The 17,917-nt window shown below is 63.4% G+C and carries 17 protein-coding genes; 8 read left to right on the plus strand and 9 right to left on the minus strand.

Annotated features, from left to right (window positions below):
- The first annotated feature begins 12 nt into the window (after positions 1 to 12).
- On the plus strand, positions 13 to 1,074 hold the full coding sequence (locus ABIE35_RS12720; protein ID WP_354515389.1) for a glutathione S-transferase family protein: 1,062 nt from the start codon (positions 13 to 15) through the stop codon (positions 1,072 to 1,074).
- A 23-nt stretch (positions 1,075 to 1,097) separates the two neighbouring features.
- On the opposite strand, the gene ABIE35_RS12725 is transcribed toward ABIE35_RS12720, so the two are convergent.
- Positions 1,098 to 2,033, minus strand: a complete 936-nt coding sequence (locus ABIE35_RS12725; protein ID WP_354515390.1) for a carbohydrate kinase family protein — start codon at positions 2,031 to 2,033, stop codon at positions 1,098 to 1,100.
- A 39-nt stretch (positions 2,034 to 2,072) separates the two neighbouring features.
- On the minus strand, positions 2,073 to 2,894 hold the full coding sequence (locus ABIE35_RS12730; protein WP_354515392.1) for an alpha/beta hydrolase fold domain-containing protein: 822 nt from the start codon (positions 2,892 to 2,894) through the stop codon (positions 2,073 to 2,075).
- Between the two features lie 110 nt (positions 2,895 to 3,004).
- Between ABIE35_RS12730 and ABIE35_RS12735 the strand changes: the two genes are divergently transcribed.
- The 3 genes from ABIE35_RS12735 to ABIE35_RS12745 all read left to right on the plus strand — a co-directional run bounded on the left by ABIE35_RS12735 (position 3,005) and on the right by ABIE35_RS12745 (position 6,709).
- Positions 3,005 to 4,111, plus strand: a complete 1,107-nt coding sequence (locus ABIE35_RS12735) for a GTP pyrophosphokinase (protein ID WP_354515393.1) — start codon at positions 3,005 to 3,007, stop codon at positions 4,109 to 4,111.
- A gap of 22 nt (positions 4,112 to 4,133) precedes the next feature.
- Positions 4,134 to 5,630 carry a SulP family inorganic anion transporter gene (locus tag ABIE35_RS12740; protein ID WP_354515395.1) on the plus strand — a complete coding sequence of 499 codons (1,497 nt, stop codon included), beginning with the start codon at positions 4,134 to 4,136 and terminating at the stop codon, positions 5,628 to 5,630.
- A gap of 83 nt (positions 5,631 to 5,713) precedes the next feature.
- On the plus strand, positions 5,714 to 6,709 hold the full coding sequence (locus ABIE35_RS12745; protein WP_354515397.1) for a bile acid:sodium symporter family protein: 996 nt from the start codon (positions 5,714 to 5,716) through the stop codon (positions 6,707 to 6,709).
- On the opposite strand, the gene ABIE35_RS12750 is transcribed toward ABIE35_RS12745, so the two are convergent.
- On the minus strand, positions 6,710 to 7,714 hold the full coding sequence (locus ABIE35_RS12750; RefSeq protein WP_354515399.1) for a LacI family DNA-binding transcriptional regulator: 1,005 nt from the start codon (positions 7,712 to 7,714) through the stop codon (positions 6,710 to 6,712).
- A 126-nt stretch (positions 7,715 to 7,840) separates the two neighbouring features.
- Between ABIE35_RS12750 and ABIE35_RS12755 the strand changes: the two genes are divergently transcribed.
- The gene (locus ABIE35_RS12755; protein ID WP_354515401.1) at positions 7,841 to 9,094 is read left to right on the plus strand and encodes a D-arabinono-1,4-lactone oxidase; all 1,254 of its coding nucleotides are present in this window, start codon (positions 7,841 to 7,843) and stop codon (positions 9,092 to 9,094) included.
- 5 nt (positions 9,095 to 9,099) lie between these two features.
- On the opposite strand, the gene ABIE35_RS12760 is transcribed toward ABIE35_RS12755, so the two are convergent.
- From ABIE35_RS12760 to ABIE35_RS12775, 4 genes are read right to left on the minus strand one after another with little or no spacing between them, the layout of a single operon-like run.
- Positions 9,100 to 10,863, minus strand: coding sequence for an acetyl/propionyl/methylcrotonyl-CoA carboxylase subunit alpha (locus ABIE35_RS12760; protein WP_354515793.1), 1,764 nt, complete (start codon positions 10,861 to 10,863; stop codon positions 9,100 to 9,102).
- A gap of 7 nt (positions 10,864 to 10,870) precedes the next feature.
- On the minus strand, positions 10,871 to 12,580 hold the full coding sequence (locus ABIE35_RS12765) for a 5-oxoprolinase subunit B/C family protein (protein WP_354515403.1): 1,710 nt from the start codon (positions 12,578 to 12,580) through the stop codon (positions 10,871 to 10,873).
- 5 nt (positions 12,581 to 12,585) lie between these two features.
- Positions 12,586 to 13,935, minus strand: coding sequence for an MFS transporter (locus ABIE35_RS12770; RefSeq protein WP_354515405.1), 1,350 nt, complete (start codon positions 13,933 to 13,935; stop codon positions 12,586 to 12,588).
- Positions 13,936 to 13,984: 49 nt separating this feature from the next.
- Positions 13,985 to 14,743 carry a LamB/YcsF family protein gene (locus tag ABIE35_RS12775; protein ID WP_354515407.1) on the minus strand — a complete coding sequence of 253 codons (759 nt, stop codon included), beginning with the start codon at positions 14,741 to 14,743 and terminating at the stop codon, positions 13,985 to 13,987.
- Between the two features lie 109 nt (positions 14,744 to 14,852).
- On the opposite strand from ABIE35_RS12775, the gene ABIE35_RS12780 reads away from it, so the two are divergent.
- Positions 14,853 to 15,551 (plus strand): GntR family transcriptional regulator, encoded by a 699-nt coding sequence (locus tag ABIE35_RS12780; protein WP_354515409.1) that lies wholly within the window; start codon positions 14,853 to 14,855, stop codon positions 15,549 to 15,551.
- On the opposite strand, the gene ABIE35_RS12785 is transcribed toward ABIE35_RS12780, so the two are convergent.
- Entirely contained in the window at positions 15,552 to 16,277 is a 726-nt protein-coding gene (locus ABIE35_RS12785; RefSeq protein ID WP_354515411.1) for a LysR family transcriptional regulator substrate-binding protein, read from the minus strand. It lies immediately after the preceding gene.
- 33 nt (positions 16,278 to 16,310) lie between these two features.
- Between ABIE35_RS12785 and ABIE35_RS12790 the strand changes: the two genes are divergently transcribed.
- A complete protein-coding gene (locus tag ABIE35_RS12790; RefSeq protein ID WP_354515413.1) occupies positions 16,311 to 16,760 on the plus strand; it encodes a DUF5997 family protein in 450 nt (149 codons plus the stop codon).
- A gap of 54 nt (positions 16,761 to 16,814) precedes the next feature.
- Here ABIE35_RS12790 and ABIE35_RS12795 read toward each other — a convergent pair whose 3' ends face one another.
- A complete protein-coding gene (locus ABIE35_RS12795) occupies positions 16,815 to 17,198 on the minus strand; it encodes a VOC family protein (RefSeq protein ID WP_354515415.1) in 384 nt (127 codons plus the stop codon).
- Positions 17,199 to 17,319: 121 nt separating this feature from the next.
- On the opposite strand from ABIE35_RS12795, the gene ABIE35_RS12800 reads away from it, so the two are divergent.
- Entirely contained in the window at positions 17,320 to 17,883 is a 564-nt protein-coding gene (locus ABIE35_RS12800) for a hypothetical protein (RefSeq protein ID WP_354515417.1), read from the plus strand.
- The last annotated feature ends 34 nt before the right edge of the window (positions 17,884 to 17,917 follow it).

Consider the following 17,917-nt stretch of genomic DNA (forward strand, 5'->3'; position numbering starts at 1 on the left):
TAGGGTGAAGTCATGAGTGAGAAGACCAGCGAAGTCGACGAACACAGCACCCGCGGCGCGTACGTCACTGGCAGTGAGTTCAACCGCGATACCAACTACATCGAGGACCGGATCACCCGTGACGGCGCCACCGGACACAACGGCGAGCCCGGCTGGCCCGTGGAGCCCGGGCGATACCGGCTGATAGCGGCACGGGCTTGCCCCTGGGCCAACCGCACTGTCATCGTCCGCAGGCTCCTGGGACTTGAGGACGTCATCAGCCTTGGCCAGCCTGGTCCCACGCACGACGCCCGGTCCTGGACCTTCGATCTGGACCCTGACGGCAGGGATCCCATTCTGGGCATCGAGCGACTGCAGGAGGCATTCCTCCGCCGTTTCCCGGATTACCCCCGCGGAATCACCGTTCCGGCCATCGTGGACATTCCCAGCGGTGAAGTGGTGACCAACAACTTCCCCCAGATCACTCTGGACTTCTCCACGGAGTGGACGGAGTTCCATCGTCCTGGCGCGCCGCAGCTGTATCCGGAACACCTGCGGGAGGAAATCGACGCCGTCAACAAGAGAGTTTTCACCGAGGTCAACAACGGGGTCTACAGGTGCGGCTTCGCCGGGTCCCAGGATGCCTACGATTCCGCCTATGCCCGGCTCTGGAACGCGTTGGACTGGCTTGAGGAACGGTTGACCGGCCAACGGTACCTCGTGGGCGATTCCATCACCGAAGCCGACGTCCGGCTCTTCACCACCCTGGCGCGCTTCGACGCCGTCTATCACGGACACTTCAAGTGCAACCGCAACAAACTCAGCGAAATGCCGGCGCTATGGGGCTACGCCCGGGACTTGTTCCAGACGCCTGGGTTTGGGGACACCATCGACTTTGTGCAGATCAAGCAGCACTACTACATCGTCCACGAGGACATTAATCCCACGCAGATCGTTCCTGCGGGACCGGATCTTTCCGGCTGGCTGAGTCCCCATGGAAGGGAATCCCTGGGTGGAAGTCCGTTTGGGAACGGCACTCCGCCAGGGCCGGTGAAGGCAGGCGAGGAAGTGGCCGCCGGTCACGGCGCCAGCTAGGTCCCTACGCTTTCGGCCCGTGGCTAAGCCACTCCGTGGTTGAGCTCAGCCCGCGTGGGCGGATTTGCGCCTGCCCGTGACACCGTCACCGCAGCTGCGCGGGTTGCATGGTCCATGATGGCAGCCAAGGTCTCAGTCGGCATGGCCCTCAAGGCGTCACGATTCTGTGCGCCATCCAGCCCATGGTCCACAATGGCGGACAACAGCGCAGCCATGAACGAATCCCCTGCGCCCACGGTGTCCACCACGTTCACGGATGGCGCCGGAATCTGGGTCTCGCCTGCCCTGGTGATGCCCCACGGACCAAGGGAACCACGCGTCACTACTACCAGCGCCGGGCCTTCGTTGCCTCCCAACGTCAGCCAGCGGCGCGCGGATTCCGTTGGATCGATGCCAGGGTACAGCCACTCAAGGTCCTCATCTGATGCCTTGACGATGTCGGACAGCGCCACGAAGCGCTCGGCTTGTGTCCGCGCGTAGTCAACGTCCGTAATGATGCTCGGACGGCAGTTGGGATCGAAGCTGATGGTGCTGCTCGGGTGGGCATGTTCGACGGCGGCAAGCACCTCTGCGGCACCCGGCTCCAGTGCGGTGGCTATGGAGCCTGTGTGCAGCAAGGTGGCACCCTGCAGCATCAGGGGCAACCTCGCGGCGAGTCCCGGCAATTCCCAGGCGAGGTCAAAAACGTAGGTGGCGGCGCCGTCGTCGTCGATTTGCGCGGTGGCCACGCTGGTGGGCTTCTCATCCGGAGGCAGCGGCACCATCACGGAGCTTGAGCGGAGGTGTGCCGCCACGGAGTCACCGTAGGCGTCCCGACCATAGCGCCCGATGAACTGCACCGGGTGGTCAAGGCGCGCCAAGCCGACGGCAACGTTGAGTGGACTACCGCCAACGTGCGCCTCGATTCCAGACGAGCGTTGGACCACATCAACAAGAGCTTCACCAATGACTGTCAGCATGGGACAACTCTGCCAGAGGCAAGCCCCTCGACGTACAGATTACGAGAGCAGACGCTGGACCAGTTCGCGGCACTTCTTATAAGCGACGGCTTTGGGATCGATCAGGTCGAAGTGGTCCCCGGGAACGCGGAGCAACTGGGCGGCGCTTCCGGCCGCCGTGGCTGCAGCAACGTATGCCTCAGACTGGCTGGCGGGAACGTCCTCGTCGTCCGTGGCGTGGACTGCATATACGGGGACGTCCAGCGGCAGCGAGCTCATGGGGTCCGCGTACTTATGCCGTTTGGGGAATCTATGGGAATCCCCGCCCATGAGGTTGCAGACGGCGCCATTGCTGAGGTTTAGCTTCTCTGCCGCGGCGAGGTTCAGGAGCCCGGACTGGCTGACGACGCCGGTCAGGTGCACGGCGTTGTCCTCCGGGCTGCGCTGGAGTTGGCGGTCGGCGTCGGGCGCTCCGATGTCCGAGAGCCGCTGCCGGCCAGCAGCCCAGACCGCCAAATGGCCGCCGGCCGAGTGGCCCAAGGCGACTACTTTGCCGAGCTGGAGATTGTGATCACCGGCGATGGTGGACAGGTGGTCGATGCCGGCCAGGATGTCCTCGAAAGTATGGGGCCAACCACCGCCGTTGCCGGCCCGCCGATACTCGAGGTTCCAGGCGGTGATGCCGTGCGCTGCGAGGTCCCGCGCAAGGGGCTCGCCAAGCTCCGCGCCGTACTGGGACCGCCAGTAACCGCCATGGATCACAACAGCGATTCCACCGGCCAGCGCAGACGCGCCGCGATGGTTTCCGTTGGACGGTTCAGGTATGAAGAGTTCGCCCCATTGGCTGGGGTGTTCGCCGTAGCTGTACTTGTGCCGCAACATTGCGCCCTCCTTTGTACTGAGCCTATCGTGACGATTCACTGGTTTGGCTAGAGGCACCCCGACGGCGAGTGGCTGGGTTCTGTGTCGGACCCGCCCCGTAAGCTGGGGGCATGGCAAGCAATTGGGACAGCCTGGACCAGGATCAGCGCGACGCAGTGGAAGCAAACGTGGCGCTCTATGAGCGTGTCCGCCCTGCCCTGAAGCGGGTCACGCGTGATGTCCTGCTCACCTTGAGGGACATGCTGAACGACGCCGAGGTCACTCCTTTGTTTGTCACCGGACGGACCAAAACAGTGGAGTCCTTCCGCGAAAAGATTTCCCGCACCGATGATCCCCTGGAGCCGGGTGGTCCGCGTGTCCTGAAGTTCCCTGACCCATTCCGCACGTTGAACGACATGGTGGGCATCCGTGTCATCACCAAGCTGCCCGCCGAGAACGCTGCGGTGGCCAACATCATTAAGCGCCAGCGGCAGCTCTTTGACTGCCGCGGCGACCGCGAGAAGGACATCGGCTCCATCGAGTCCGGAACCTACGGCTACTCCAGCCGGCACCTCATCCTGCGCACCATCCAGAACGAGGCCGTCAAGGAGTACCAGCACGTCTTCAACCCGGACATGCCAGCCAACGGCAGTTATTTCTTCGAGTGCCAGATCCGTACCGTCTTCGCCCACGCCTGGAGCGAAATCGAGCACGACATCCGGTTCAAGGCCGAAGACCCCCGGGCATGGACGCCCCACTTCGACCGTCAGTTCACTGCAACAGCAGCCATGCTGGAGACCGTTGAAAGTGCCTTCGCCGACCTTCACGAGCGGTACGAGGAAGTCCGCAGTTACTGGGACCTTGAGGGCGAGGGCGGCTCACCCCTGACCCCCAACCGGGTCCGGGATGTCTGGCGTACGCTCTTGCCGCACGTTGACCGTAAAGTGGATGACGACTGGGGATGGGCTGCCGAATTGCTCGCCGCCCACGGACTCACCAAGACCGTGGAGCTCGCGGGCCTGCTCAGCGCCAACCGGATCACCGAGGTCCGGAAAGCCTTGGACCACCGCTACTCCCCCGGCCCCGACCGCCTCCTGGATGACCTCCTGCTGTGGCAGTACGGAACCGAACATATCGATCTCACCGCTGAGGCGCCCGACGTCGTTCCGCACCCGCGGCGCGACAGCCTCCTGCGGCGCCTTAAGCAGATTGAGCGCTACCGCCAGACTGCGCTCTAGGACAACTGCACTGTAAGGACCCATGACTCCCGAGCAACTCATGTCACTGCGGGCGACCTTCCGCTCGCCCCGCCGCCTGCTGACGGAATCCCTCGCGGGTCTCGTGGTGGCGTTGGCTTTGATTCCCGAGGCCATCGCGTTCTCGGTGATTGCGGGGGTTGATCCGCGAATCGGGCTGTTCGCTTCCTTCACCATGGGCGTAGTAACAGCTTTGGTGGGTGGCCGGCCTGCCATGATTTCCGCAGCCACCGGTGCTGTGGCGTTGGTGATCGCCCCGGTAATGAAGGAGCACGGGCTCGACTACCTGATCGCGACGATCATCCTGGCGGGTGTTTTCCAGATCATCCTTGCGGTACTCGGCGTCACCAAACTCATGCGTTTCATCCCGCGGTCCGTGATGATCGGCTTCGTGAACGCGCTGGCCATCCTGGTCTTCATGTCACAGATGCCCGAGCTCTTCAACGTGCCGTGGATGGTCTACCCGATTGTCACTGTTGGTCTGGTCATTGTGTTCGGGCTGCCCCGCCTGACCACAGCGATTCCGGCACCTCTCGTGGCTATTGTTGCCATCACGTTGGTCACTGTGGTGGGTGGCATCGACGTTCCGACTGTCAGCGATAAGGGTGAACTCCCGGACAGCCTGCCAGGTTTCTTCCTGCCCAACGTTCCCCTGAACCTGGAAACTTTCCAGATCATTGCACCCTTCGCACTGTCCATGGCGTTGGTAGGCCTGCTGGAGTCCCTGATGACCGCCAAGTTGGTGGACGACATCACGGACACCCGGTCCAACAAGACCCGCGTTTCCTGGGGCCAGGGCGCAGCCAACATTGTCACCGGTTTCCTTGGCGGCTTGGGTGGCTGTGCGGTGATCGGTCAGACCATGATCAACGTCAAAGGCTCAGGGGCTCGAAGCCGGCTCTCGACGTTCCTGGCCGGCGTGTTCCTGCTGGTGCTGGTAGTGGTCCTCGGCGACGTCGTGGGCATGATTCCCATGGCGGCGCTGGTTGCCGTGATGATTTTTGTTTCGCTGATTACCTTCGACTGGCACTCGATCCAGCCTTCTACGCTCAAGCGACTGCCCAAGTCGGAGACCGCCGTCATGCTGATTACTGTTGCCGCTGTAGTGGCGACGCACAACCTCGCGGTGGGTGTCGGCGTCGGCGTCTTGACTGCAATGGTGCTGTTCGCGCGGCGGGTGGCCCACTTCGCGACGGTGGAGCGGACGGAACTCGAACTCAACGGCGAGAACGTGGCCACCTACACCGTGGACGGCGAGCTGTTCTTTGCATCGTCCAACGACCTCTACACCCAGTTCGACTACGCGAAAGATTCCTCAGAAGGCATAGATCGTGTGATCATCGATCTGCACGGCTCCCACATCTGGGACGCGTCCACTGTTGCCGTGCTGGATTCCGTGACCGAAAAGTACCGGAATCACGGGCGCGAGGTGGAGTTTATTGGGCTCAACGAGGCCAGCGTCCGCATGCGCGAGCGGCTGGCGGGAAAGCTCAACTCCTGACGAAACAGCGGTTGTCTGACATATACGCTCACCCGAAAGTAAAGAATTCGTTGCAGCTACTGGGCGGATGTGAGCATGGATGAATGCTTGAGGCAACCAATACCCCGTCGAAAACCGATCAAGCCGCTGCGCCCGTCAACGCCGCCCTTGCTGCTGAAGCCAAGATTGCGCGCATTGCCGTCACAGTGTTCCCGCTTCTAGTGGTGGTTGCCGGTGTTCTTGGGTTCCTGATTCCCGATCTTTTCAAGCCCATGGGCGTGGCGGTTCCCTACCTGCTGGGCGTCATCATGTTCTGCATGGGACTCACGCTCACCCCGCCGGACTTTGCGTCGGTGGCACGGCGTCCATGGGCCGTTGCACTTGGCATTGTGGCGCACTACGTAATCATGCCCGGCGCCGGGTGGCTTATCGCCGTCCTCCTGCAGTTGCCGCCGGAACTGGCCGTCGGACTGATCCTGGTGGGTTGCGCACCTTCGGGTACCGCCTCGAACGTCATGGCGTTCCTGGCCAAGGGCGATGTTGCCCTGTCCGTGGCCGTCGCCTCGGTTTCCACGCTGATCGCGCCCATCGTGACCCCTGCCCTGACACTTTTCCTGGCCGGATCTTTCCTGCACATCGAAGCTGGTGCCATGGTGATGGACATCGTGAAGACGGTGCTGCTGCCGGTCATCGCAGGCCTGTTGGCCCGCCTCTTCCTCTCGAAGCTCGTCGCAAAGGTTCTTCCCGCACTGCCGTGGGCGTCCGCCGTCGTGATTTCGCTGATCGTAGCCATTGTCGTTGCGGGAAGTGCCAGCAAGATCGTGGCTGCAGGCGCGATCGTTTTCCTGGCCGTTGTCCTCCACAACGGCTTCGGCCTTGGCCTCGGCTACCTGGCCGGCAAGCTCGGCCGGCTGGACGACAAGGCACGCCGCGCCCTCGCATTTGAAGTTGGCATGCAGAACTCCGGCCTGGCCGCCACTCTGGCCACAGCGCACTTCAGCCCCTTGGCCGCACTGCCGTCGGCCGTGTTCTCGGTGTGGCACAACATCTCGGGGGCAATTGTGGCTGCCTGGCTGGCGCGCCGCCCGCTGAAGGACTAGCTAGCTTTGCGTCGAGCCGCGTCGGTGCAACGTCCACGGCGACGCGACCCGGATGCCCTCAACGGGAGTGACTCCCGCCAGGCGATCAAGCAGCATCCTGACCACCTGCTCAAAAATGGGGTCCGGACCAACGGTGGTCAGAGCCGGGTCATACTCCTGGCCCTCGGTGGAGTTCCCCACGCCAACAATCTGGATATCCTCAGGGACCCGCAGGCCCAGGCGGTACGCGGCACGGATGGCTTGCAGCGCTTCCATATCGTCAGTGCAGAAGATGGCCGTGGGCCGGTCCGGCAGCTCGAGTAGTTCCACCGCTGACTGGTACGCGGTGGCAGGGTGGTGCTGCGACGTCCTGACCAGGGACTCATCCAGGGGTATGCCTGCCTTCTCCAACCCGGCAGCATAGGCGGCAAAGCGGCTCTTGGGCCGGCCGGCCGGGTCTGCCCTGCGGATGCACGCGATTCTGCGGTGGGACGCCGTGAGGAACTCCATGCACTCCGCGAGCCCTTCATCGGATTCGGGAGCCAGGACGTCAAACCCGGAGGGCTTCATCGTTCCGGAGATCACCACTTGGGCGACGCCGCGGCGAGCCAGCTCGGTAACGGTTTCGTCGTCCGCCTTGGCCTCGGGGAAGTAGCCGATGATGACGCCATCGGCACCCCCGGACATCATGAACTTCCGCCAATCGTCGCCCAGCAGGATCACCGGCTGGTACCCGTGCTCCGGGAGGATCCGGGCCGCCGCCGTGGCGAGGGCGCGGTCCCATGGCCAATCGAGGTTCCCGATAGCCACGGCCACCACGTCCGTCTTCCCCCGACGCATGCCCCGCGCGGCCTGATTGGGCACGTAACCGAGCTCCTTCACGGCCGCCAACACCCGGTCCTGTGTGGGCTGGCTGATCCGGGTTGTCCCGCCGTGGCGGCCGGAAAGCACGTAAGACACAGTGGTCAGCGATACGTCAGCGGCCTTCGCAACATCCCGGATGGTGGGTTTGGATCCCTGGCTCACGTGCAGCTCCTGGTAGACAGCGGGTTTCTTGAACTCTATCGGCAAGGGGTTGGACACCTCTTGACGCAATTAGTTGAGAACGTTAACAATTGCGGGAGTCTACAAATACAAGCGGGAGATCTTTCGATGAAGAACTGGGCAGGAAATCTTGAGTACTCGTCAGCGGACGTCCAGCGGCCCACCACCGTGGATCAGCTGCGCGAGCTCGTAGCTGATGCGACCCAGGTCAAGGCCCTCGGCTCGAGGCACTCCTTCAACACAGTGGCCGACACGGACGGGACCCACATCCTCCTCGACGCCCTCCCCCAGGAAATCCTGTTGGACACCGCCAAGGGCACAGTAAAAGTCAGCGGCGGCATCAGCTACGGCGCCCTCGGGCGCGCGCTTGAGGAGCGGGGCTATGCCATCCACAATCTTGCTTCGCTTCCCCACATCTCTGTCGCCGGTGCCATCCAAACCGGCACGCACGGCAGTGGGGTCAACAACCCCTCCCTGGCGGCCGCCGTCGTGGGTGTTGACCTGGTGCGCGCCTCCGGCGAGCTGGTGACACTGACAGCGGACGACGACGATTTCCTCGCCAGCGTGGTGGGATTGGGCGCACTTGGCATCGTCACGGGACTAGAGTTGGCGGTCCGTCCAAGCTATGAGGTCCGACAGCGTGTGCTCACCGGGTTGTCATGGGAAGGTGCCTTGGCGAACTTCCAAGCCATCGCATCCAGCGCCTATAGCGTCAGCTTCTTCACGAATTACACCGGAGACACCATCCCGCAGGTCTGGCTCAAAGCACTCGACTCCGAGGCTCCCCTGCCGGACCTCTTTGGAGCAACAGCAGCGACCGCGGCCATGCACCCCCTGCCGGACATGTCGGCCGAAAACTGCACCGAGCAGCTGGATGTCGCTGGAAAATGGCTGGACCGCTTGCCACACTTCCGCCACGAATTCACACCGAGCAACGGTGAGGAGCTGCAGAGCGAGTTCTTGCTGCCGCTGGACCAAGCCCCTGCTGCCTTGCAGGCAGTCCGCACGCTTGCAGGCAAGCTGGCTCCGCTCTTGTTCATCTCGGAAATCCGCACCATTGCCGCTGACGAGTTCTGGCTCAGCCCGTTCTATCAGCAGCACAGTGTGGCGCTGCACTTCACGTGGAAGCCCCTGCAGTCCGACGTGGAAGCAGTGCTCCCCGAACTTGAGGAAGCGTTGCGTCCGTTCGGGGCACGCCCCCACTGGGGCAAACTCTTCACTCCCGGGCAGTACGACTTCGCCGCGCTCTACCCGCGGTTCGAAGACTTCCGCGCCTTGGTTCAGGCCAACGACCCCACAGGCAAGTTCCGCAACAGCCTGCTGGACAGCGTGCTGGGCATTTCAGCGGAGGCACACGCCTAGCGGAGCTACTCGATGTACGCCATCACAGCGCCGGCGGCGACCACTCCACCCGGCGCGGACAGGACTTTGGACAGCGTGCCTGTCCGGTGGGCGGGAACTTGGGTTTCCATCTTCATGGCTTCAAGGACCACCAAAGGGTCACCCGCGGCGACCTCCTCACCGGGTTCCACCAGCCACTTCACTACTGTGCCGGCCATGCTGGAGACGAGCGCGGATTCGGCTGGCGAGTCCCCGGCACCGGCGGCAGAACCCGGCAACCCCGTCACGTCGGACGCCGTCGGAAGGCCTTGCCCTGATCGGGCCCAGCCGTCCAGCAGGTCAGCGGGAAGTCCCACAGCGAGGCGTTTTCCGTCCACATCGATAGTGATGGTTCTGCGCTCACCTCCCGGGGCCACCACGTTGTACTCGGGATCCACCGGGATCTGGTCCGCAAAGTCGGTTTCGATCCATCGGGTGTGGACTCGCATTCCGGCAATGGACGTGAAGTCTTCGGATTCCAGAACCGCGCGGTGGAATGGCAGAACGGTGGCGAGTCCTGTGATGTTGATTTCGGCGAGTGCCCGGCGTGCGCGGCGGAGTGCCTGCTGGCGATCAGCTCCGCTCACGATCAACTTGGCCAGCAGGGAGTCGAATTGGGGCGCGACGAGGGAACCGGACCGGACTCCGGTGTCCAAGCGGATGCCTGGGCCGGTGGGCGCCTCAAAGGAAGCCACGGTGCCAGGGGACGGCAAGAACCCGCGGCCCACATCCTCGGCGTTGATGCGGAACTCGAAGGAGTGTCCACGTGGGGTGGGATCCTCGGTGATGCTCAGCGGCAGACCGGCAGCAATGCGGAATTGCTCCTGGACAAGGTCAATCCCCGCGGTTTCTTCCGTGATGGGGTGCTCAACCTGAAGCCGGGTGTTGACCTCCAGGAAAGCCACGGCCCCGTCGGCTGAGACCAGGAATTCCACTGTCCCGGCGCCGTAGTAGCCGGCTTCGCGCACAATGGCCTTGGAGCCCTGGTAGATTTGCTGCCGCTGTTCCTCGCTCAAGAAGGGCGCCGGAGCCTCTTCCACGAGCTTTTGGTGGCGGCGCTGCAGGGAGCAGTCGCGGGTTCCCACCACCACCACGTTGCCGTGGATGTCTGCGATGACCTGCGCCTCCACATGCCGGGGCCGGTCGAGGTACTGCTCCACAAAGCACTCGCCACGACCGAACGCAGCTACTGCTTCACGCACTGCGGAGTCGAAGGCTTCCTCTACTTCGGCGAGCTCGCGAACCACCTTGAGTCCGCGGCCACCTCCACCGAACGCGGCCTTGATGGCCAGCGGGAGTCCATGATCTTCGGCGAAAGCGCGGGCCTCTGCCGCAGACGACACCGGGCCGTCGCTGCCGGCCACCAAAGGTGCGCCGGCGCGGACGGCGATTTCGCGGGCGGTGATCTTGTTGCCCAACTGGCGAATCGACTCCGGCGAGGGGCCGATCCACTCGAGTCCGGCGTCGAGTACTGCTTGTGCAAAGTCCGCATTCTCGGACAGGAAACCGTAGCCGGGATGGACGGCGTCAGCGCCGGACTCCTCAGCAACACTGAGGAGTTTCCCAATGTTCAGGTAGGTATCAGCCGGTGAGTTGCCGCCCAGGCTGTAGGCTTCGTCGGCAGCGCCAACGTGCATGGCATCGGCGTCGATATCTGCATAGACGGCGACCGACTGGATGCCGGCGTCGTCGCAGGCTCGGGCGACGCGGACTGCGATTTCGCCGCGGTTCGCGATCAGGACCTTGCGCATCACATACTCAATTCTCTGGGGTCTTGGTAAACGTCGTGGTGAAGTCCGGCGCATCTGCAACGAGGCGGAACCGGATACGTCCGCCGATGGGGACCTGGGCAGCGAGGTCAAGGTGTTCGTCGCGCACCACCCCAATCACCGGATAGCCACCTGTGATGGGATGGTCCGCCAGGAAGAGGACGGGCAGTCCCGCGGGTGGAATCTGAAGGGCGCCGGCCATGGTGCCCTCGCTGGGGAGTTCGCCCTCACGGGTGCGCCGCAACGGGGTTCCGTCCAGGCGCATGCCCACACGGTTGGACTGCGGCGTGACCAGCCACTCCTGGCCGCAGAGGGAATCAAGCGCTTCGGGGTCGAACCAGTCGGCACGTGGTCCGGGAACGACGTCGAGTACCGTGACGCCCTGGCCGGGAAGGCCGGGGAAATCCGGTTGGAGCTCTGGGCTTTCCACTGCTGTGGAGGCGGTGGCTTCACCGGCCGGGAGCTCCTGGCCAACTGCCAAAGGTGCGGGACCAATCCCGGACATCGTGTCAGCGGACCGACTGCCCAGAACCTCAGGGGCATCAACGCCGCCACGGATCGCTACATAGTTTCGGAATCCCGACTCGGGAGCGCCCACGGTGAGCACTTCGCCGTCGAGCAATGCGAAGGGCGCGGCCATGGGGACGGTCCGCTGAGCGCCGGGCTGGACGTAGCCGTCGTCGTCGGATCCTTCAGGACCAACCCACGATGGCGACTCGATGGTCAGCGTCGTCGGCGCACCCGCCACAGCAATCACTTGGTCGCCGATTGCTTCCACCGCTAGACCGCCGTTGACGCTCTCAATGGCTGCAGCCGACGAAGCATTCCCCACCAGCCGATTGGCGCGGCGCAGCGATGCCCGGTCCAAAGCCCCGGCAGCAGACACTCCCAGCGGACCGTAGCCCCGGCGGCCGAGGTCCTGGATGAGGCTTTGGGCCCCAGGATTCAGGACCCGAAGGCCGGACTCGGTGTGGCGCTCCTTGTCGGAGCCGCCGGCCGGGGAGTCTCCGGCTGCGGTTTCCCCTGCCGGGGAAGCGCCGGCCGTCACAACCTCGCGGACGGCTTTGTAATGCACACGGTCTCCGGGTCGAACCAAGGCAGGCTGGTCACGGTCAAGGTCCCACATCCGCGCCCCGGTCCGGCCAATCAACTGCCAACCGCCCGGAGACCGGCGGGGATAAACGGCCGAGTATTGGCCGCCGAGGGCAACGGATCCAGCGGGAACGGCTGTCCGCGGGGAAGACCGGCGCGGAACCGTGAGGGCCTCGTTCTCGCCCACCATGTAACCGAAACCTGGTGCGAAGCCCGCGAAAGCAACGGTCCAGACCTGGCCGGTATGGGCGGCTATGACGCCGTCCACGCTCAGGCCTGTGAGCTCCGCGACGTCGGCGAGGTCATCGCCGTCGTATACGGTCTCGATGACCACCAGCCCGGAGTCGGTGACTTCCGGAGCGGTGATTTCCAGCTCGAGCAACCGGGCGCCGATGGCGCGGGTGGCCGCTGCGGACTCGCCCACCACCATGACAGTTTCGGCGGCGGCAAGAACGTCCACTTGTCCCGGCAGCGGGGACTTGTTGAGCATGTCCTGCAAGGCCAAGACGTCCCGCAGCCCGTCCAGTTCAGCCAGCACGGCACGGGTACCGACGGGCCTGACAGAACGAACCCTTTTTGCGGTGGCTGTGTGCATCACGGTTTCCATTTTCGCTACGACGCCGGCTGAGCGTGCGTCCCCTGCATCAAACGGACGTCCTCTTCCGGCTTGGGGTCGCGACCGAGGAGCATGCCCACGATCGTCACAACAGCAGCGACGAGGATGTACACAGCGATCAGGTACCAGCCTCCACCTGCCGCGCCGTAGAGAGCGGTGAAGATGATGGGTGCAACGGCTCCACCGATCACACCGGCCAAGGTGTACGCCAGTGAGCTGCCGGCGTAACGGAGCCTGGCCGGGAACTGTTCGGTGATGAAGGCCGCCTGAGGTCCGTACATGAAGGCGTGCAGGGCCAGGCCGATGACGGTACCGACTGTCAGCATGGCCACGGACTTGCCTTGGATCATCAGGAAGAACAGCGGGATATAGGCGGCGGTCGCAGCTGCAGCGATGCCATAGACCCAGCGTCGGTTGAAGCGGTCCGTCAACGCACCGGCCAACGGGATCAGGAAGAGCTGGAAGGCGGAGCCGATCAGGATGGCGGAAAGGACGTTGCCAGTTGTCATGCCCAGTTCCTTGGTGGCGTAAACGGCGACGAACACCGTGAACAGCGCGTAAAGGATGTCAGGGCAAACTCGGGACAGCGCTGCGGCCACCAGCGCCTTGGGCTGCGTGGTGAAGACTTCCTTGATAGGAGCCTTGGGACGATCGCCGTGGGCCTGGATGGCCTTGAACACCGGGGTTTCTTCAAGCTTGAGTCGGATGACCAGGCCGAAGACCACCAGCAACGCGGAGGCAAGGAAGGCTACACGCCAGCCCCAGGAGAGGAAGGCCTCTTCGCTCAGCGAGGCGGCCAGGATGGCAAGAACACCATTGGCCATGAGGTTACCGGCGGGCGGGCCGATCTGTGCTGCGGAAGACCAGAAACCCCGCTTATTGGGATCGCCGAATTCGCTGGACAGCAGTACTGCACCGCCCCATTCGCCGCCGACGCCGATGCCCTGAGCCAGGCGCAGCAAGACGAGAATGGTGGGAGCCGCAACGCCGATCACCGAGTAGTCGGGCAAAGCGCCGATCAGGACGGTTGCGACGCCGATCAAAACGAGCGTGAAGACCAGGACGTACTTGCGGCCGATCTTGTCGCCCAATCGGCCAAAGATAACGCCACCAATGGGGCGGGCCAAGTAGCCAACTGCAAAGGCCGAGAAGGAGAGCAGCAACGCGACAAATTCGTCATTGCCGGGGAAGAAGATCTTGGGAAACACGAGGGCCGAAGCCACCGAGTAGATGGCGAAGTCGTAGTACTCAAGCGAGGTGCCGGTGAGGCTGGCGACATAAGCCTTGATGGCGCCGGCCGGTGGCTTCCTTGTCACGGCCTTGGCTGCCTTGTTGGTGCTGGTCATGGTTTCCTCCGGGGGTGAGGGATGTAGTGCTGGGCCTGAATGGAACGGATTAGAGGAACGAGCCGACGGTGACGCCGGCCTCGCCCAAAGCGGACTTCACTGCGGTGGCCATGGCAACGGCCCCCGGTGAGTCACCATGCACGCAAATGCTCTCTGCGCGGATTTTCAGGATGGAACCATCAATGGTCTTGACGGATTGTTCGGTGGCCATGCGCAGGACGTGCTCTGCCACTTGGGCCGGATCATGGAGAACGGCGCCCGCCTGTGAGCGGGAAACCAGCGTTCCATCCGGGTTGTAGGCACGGTCCGCAAAAGCCTCGGCAACGCCGCGAAGACCTGCGTCTTCAGCGAGACGCAGGACTTCGGAGCCCGGGAGGCCGAGAATCGGAAGGTTGGGGTCCACCGACTTCACAGCTTCGACAACGGCACGGGCCTGGGCCGTATGCTTCACGATCGCGTTGTAGAGGCCACCATGGGGCTTCACGTACTGGACGCGCACGCCGGCGGTGGCCGCCAGAGCCTGCAGGGCACCAATCTGGTACACCACATCATCTGCCAGTTCCCGGGGATCGATGTCCATGAAGCGGCGCCCGAATCCAGCGAGGTCGCGGTAGCCAACATGGGCGCCAATAACGACGCCGGCCTTGGCCGCCTTTTCGCAGGTGTCGCGGATGACGCTGGGGTCGCCAGCGTGGAATCCGCAGGCAACGTTGGCACTGGAGACAGACTCAAACATGGCTGCGTCATCGCCTAGTGTCCAGCGCCCGAAAGACTCTCCGACGTCGCTGTTCATATCAATGATTGCCATGATGTGATCCCTGCCTCGTGATGTGCGTTACATCTAGGATGCCTCAATCTGCTGGATTGTTCAACAATCCAGCGATCCCAGTTTTCGGCAATCGTGTAATTTTGGTGTCATGGCCGGTGTAGATCAGGAAAAAAGCGAACACGTTGGCCTTGATAGCGCGCGGGCACGCGTCCGGATGAGAGTTCCATCCGTAGCTGAGAGAGTCGCCGAAGAACTGCGCTATCAACTGGCCGAGGGCTTCCTGGTGCCGGGCGCAAAACTCACCGAAGCCACTATTGCCGAGGACCTGGGAGTGTCCCGGAACACCGTCCGCGAAGCGTTCGCCGAGCTTGCCGGTGAGCGGCTACTCCTCCGCCAACCCAACAAGGGTGTTTTTGTTGCCACTCTCGAAGCAGGCGACATCCACGATGTTTACACGGTTCGGCGGGCTATAGAGGTCAGCTCTATCCGCGCGGGTGGTTCGCCGGAGCGGATCGCTGCCGTCAGGGCCGCCGTCGAGGAAGGCAAGCGGGCGGCAGCGGCCAACGACAACGAAGGCCTGGGCAGCGCAAACCAGCATTTCCACGGTGCAATCGTGGCCCTCGCCGAGAGCAACCGCTTGAACACGATCATGGCGCAGATCCTGGCCGAGATGCGGCTCTACTTCCACAAAGCCACCATGAACGCTCACTTCTACAGCGATTGGCTGAAGGAAAATGAGCAAATCTGCTCAGCGTTGGAGGCCGGCGAGCTGGAACGGGCCGGCGACCTTCTCCTCGCCTACCTCAACCGGTCAGAGCAGCAACAGACCGCAATCCACGGCGCGTAGTCAGCGCTTGCCCTTCTTGCGTGAACCTTTACCCCGGCCCTTGTCAGGATTCGGGGCGTAACGCTGCGCGACCGCAGGCTTCTTGGGGCCTCCCCCGCGGCGATCGGGCTTGGGTTCCTTCTTGGGCTTCTCCTGCTGGGCCGAGGGTTGGCGTGAACTCTGCGCGGTCCGCCCACGCACAATTCCAATGAACTCCTCGATCACGGGGCTGTCGGTTCCAACAAGCCAAGCAAGGCCGATCTGGGTCCCGGGAGCGCCGGTCAAGCGGCGCATTACGGTGTCTTTGGCGTTCAAGTGCCGTGCAACTGACATCGGCAGGATCGCCAGCCCAGCACCGGACGCGACTACTTGGAGGGCCATGTCCGGCCCGCCCATCTCCTCAATGTCAAGGAAGTTCTCCTCGGAAAGATCATCGAGGGCCACCTCTTCGAACACCGAAATCTCGTGCCCTTTGGGAGCAACCACAACAGGCTGCTCTTCATACAGGGGGATGACGTTCAGGCCCTCCCGGTCCACGGGCAACCGAACAAAACTCAGGTCAGCCGAACCGTCACGCAACACCGAAACCTGCGCGGCGTCGTCGGACATGAACGAGTGCAACGGGAAGTTGGGCATCCGCTCTTCCCAACGCCGGATCCATTTCCCAGGCGTCACACCCGCAACATAGGCGAAGCGGAGACCGGCTAGGGGTTCGGTTGTTTCGGCGGATTCTTCAGCGTCTGGCACACACTCACAGTACCGGCCAGATACCCTTGAAGCATGACGTCCTCGAACTCCCAGTCCATGAAGCCGGCAACAGTTGCCAAGAAACTCGGCATCTACCTGCCCGCGACACCCCAAGAGTTCCAGGATTCGTCCATCACCCGTGACGAATTCGCCGAACTCCAGGCCAATCCCCCGGAATGGCTCGCCGAACTTCGCCGGAACGGCCCGCACCCGCGCCCGGTAGTCGCTCACAAGCTCAACATCTCCATCAGCGGCCTCGCCCGCGGCGGCGTTGAGGATGCGCTCACGACGGCGGAAATCACCGAGCTGCTGCAGGCTCCGCCGCAGTGGCTGGTCACCGAGCGCGCCACCCACGCTGCCGTCCGTTCCGAAGCCCAGCGGGTCAAGGATGAAGCCGCAAAGAAGGCCGCCACCAAGGAAGCGCGGGACAACGCCGCCGCAAAGCGCGACGCCCCCAAGACCTCCAAGCGCGACCACGCTTAGTCTGTGTAAGTTGTGGCCGGGACCAGTGGTCCCGGCCACAACTGTTTAAGCCGGCTAGTCCTGGTGGAGCTGAATGAAGTTGCCGCACCCGTCGTCGAAAACCGCACTGACGCCGGACGGATCTTCGGTCGGTTCTCCTTGGAACGTCACGCCGGCGGCAAGCAGACGCTCGTATTCAGCCTTGACATCGGGCACGCCGAAAGTGATGGCGGCCAGGCCGGACTCATGCAGCGCGTTCATGTAGTTCGAGGCGATGGGGTTGTCGCTGGGTTCCAGCAGCAGGCCGGGCGACGTGCTGTTGTCCGCGCCGGGATCCTTGATGATGAAGAGGTTGTACTCGGGCATGGCCATCAAGGTCTCGAAGCCCAGCGTCTCCGTGTAGAAAACATGGGCTGCTGCCGGGTCTTTGACGTGGATGCTGCACATTTTCAGTCTCATGGTGCCTAGGCTACGCCCCGGGCCCGACAACCTGACCCTCCCGCCAACCTGACCCCTCGCGCCAACGCGGACACTGCCGCATACTAAAGGCAAAGCAGCGAATTCGCCTGGAGGTGGTCCGATGCCCGCCATGATGCTCCTGTGGGGTGTAGCTCTGGTTCTCGCAACCGCAGCAACCACGTACGTCCTGCACAGGAAAATGACCTACGGCCGCGGCGCGGAGCCGGATGGGCTTTTTTGGGACGTGTTCGGGGGGCTCGTCGTCGTGGCGCCCGCCATCCTGGTTCCCGCGGTGCAGTGGCCTCCGGCAGGGCTCATCATGATTTCCGTCGGCCTCGCCACAGCGGCAGCAACCTTGGCCAGCATCCGCAAAGTGGAGCGGATCCACGCCGCCGAGCCCCGCCGTCGTGCCGGTTATGCCGACGACGTCGCCCGCCACAAGTACGTCCTGGAACAGTGGAGCCGGTATGAGCTGGACCCCGCACGCACCATCGATTTCCCGGCCATGACGGACGTGAGGTCAGTGGAGACTGCTGCGCTCACCCGGGCCATGCGGGAGGCCGAATACTGCAAGCTGACGGCTGGAACTGACTACCGGGCCGCCGTCGAACGCCTCGCAGAGGCTCTCGAAGCAGCCGAGCGCGCTGCAGGGGTCCCCGCTGCCGGCTTGCCCGCGCCAAGATGACAGGTAATCACAATCCCAACGAGCAACATTGGCA

The organism is Paenarthrobacter sp. 4246, from assembly GCF_040546855.1.
Lineage (GTDB): Bacteria > Actinomycetota > Actinomycetes > Actinomycetales > Micrococcaceae > Arthrobacter.